Source organism: Bergeriella denitrificans NBRC 102155 (genome assembly GCF_001592185.1).
GTDB classification, from domain to species: domain Bacteria; phylum Pseudomonadota; class Gammaproteobacteria; order Burkholderiales; family Neisseriaceae; genus Neisseria; species Neisseria denitrificans.
The window spans coordinates 1-1,512 of the sequence record NZ_BCWL01000313.1 but is presented as its reverse complement, the minus strand read 5'-3'; the positions used below and the strand labels follow the sequence as shown (position 1 = coordinate 1,512).

Sequence of the window (1,512 nt, the reverse complement as noted above, 5' to 3'; positions counted from 1 at the left end):
TATATCGTCGTTTCGTTAGATTAAAACGGCTATCCTTGCACCATCAAACAGACAAAAAGCCGTCTGAAAATCACCCGTTACACTTATCGGGCTTTTTCAGACGGCTTTTTTGTTTTTCAAAACCGGCCAGGCGGCTATGCAGCGGCCAGTTGGTGGGATAAAGCGATAAAGGCTTCCTGCTTCGCTTTGGCCGCGCCGGAGTCGATGGCGGCTTGGGCGGCTGCGATGCCGTCGGCCATCGATGCGACGGCGTTGCCGGCGTACAGGCAGGCGGCGGCGTTGAGCAATACGATGTCCCGCGCGGCGCCGTGTTGGCCGCCCAACACGCTCTGCATCACGGCCAGGGATTCTGCGCTGCTGGCAACTTTGATTTCATCCAGGTTGCGGCGTGATTCGATGCCGAAGTCTTCCGGGCGGATGTCGTATTCGAGGATTTCGCCGTTTTTCAATTCGGCGATATGGGTGCTGCCGGTCAAGGTGATTTCGTCCAAACTGTCGGAGCCGTTCACCACCAATACATGCTGCGATCCGAGCTGTTTCAACACGCGCGACAGGATGCCGCACAAGTCCACATGGAATACGCCGAGCAGCTGGTTGGGCGCGCCTGCGGGGTTGGTCAGCGGGCCTAAGATATTGAAGATGCTGCGAAAGCCCAGCGAGCGGCGCACGGGTGCGACGTGGCGCATGGCGCTGTGGTGGTTTTGGGCAAACATAAAGCCGATGCCGATTTCGTCGATGCTGCGGCCGACCTGCTCTGCACTCAGATTGAGATTGGCGCCCATCTGCTCGATGACATCGGCCGCGCCGCTGGAAGACGACACCGAGCGGCCGCCGTGTTTGGCGACTTTTGCACCCGCCGCTGCGGCCACAAACATGGCGGTGGTCGAGATATTGAAGGTTTTTGCGCCGTCGCCGCCTGTGCCGACGATGTCCACCAGCGCGGCGGTATCGGCTACGGGCACGGGCGTGGCAAATTCGCGCATCACCGCAGCGGCGGCGGTGATTTCGGATACGGTTTCCACTTTAATCCGCAAGCCGGTGATGATGGCGGCAATCTGCTCCGGCGGCACTTGCCCGCTCATGATTTGGCGCATCAAATCGGTCATTTCGTCGTAAAACAATTCGTTGTTGCTGATTAAGCGCTCTATGGCTTGCTGCGGGGTAATCATGTTTTTATCCTCGATTTGGGTTCCGGCGGCGGAAAGGCTGCCTGCTGAATGGCAACAGGCCGTCTGAATATGGCGGGCTTACCAGCGGAAAGACTGGGTGACGCCGCCGGCCACGCCGCTATTGCCTGCGCCGAAATAGCCGCCGGTATTGGTTTGCGCGCAGGCGGCGAGCAACAGGGCCAATCCGACTGCGGTAATGTTTTTTTTCATGTTTGACTTTCCCGGTGAATGCGTGCGGCCGTCTGAAAACCGCGAATATCAAATATCCCGATATTTCAGACGGCCTGCCGATTGCCCGTATGCATTGATTGGGCGGCAGGCACGCATTTCATTGTGTTTGAAC

At 58.0% G+C, this 1,512-nt stretch carries 2 protein-coding genes; both read right to left on the bottom strand.

Going from position 1 to position 1,512, the window contains the following annotated elements:
* Positions 1-134 precede the first annotated feature (134 nt).
* Positions 135-1,169 carry an anthranilate phosphoribosyltransferase gene (gene trpD, locus BDE01S_RS10490; protein ID WP_066081304.1) on the bottom strand — a complete coding sequence of 345 codons (1,035 nt, stop codon included), beginning with the start codon at positions 1,167-1,169 and terminating at the stop codon, positions 135-137.
* Positions 1,170-1,247: 78 nt separating this feature from the next.
* A complete protein-coding gene (locus BDE01S_RS11760; protein ID WP_255265809.1) occupies positions 1,248-1,379 on the bottom strand; it encodes a hypothetical protein in 132 nt (43 codons plus the stop codon).
* Between the last annotated feature and the right edge of the window lie 133 nt (positions 1,380-1,512).

What these genes read in the sequence shown, in the direction of transcription:
- trpD (WP_066081304.1), bottom strand. Translation starts at nt 1,169, where the DNA reads ATGATTACCCCGCAGCAAGCCATAGAGCGCTTAATCAGCAACAACGAA.
- BDE01S_RS11760 (WP_255265809.1), bottom strand. Translation starts at nt 1,379, where the DNA reads ATGAAAAAAAACATTACCGCAGTCGGATTGGCCCTGTTGCTCGCCGCC.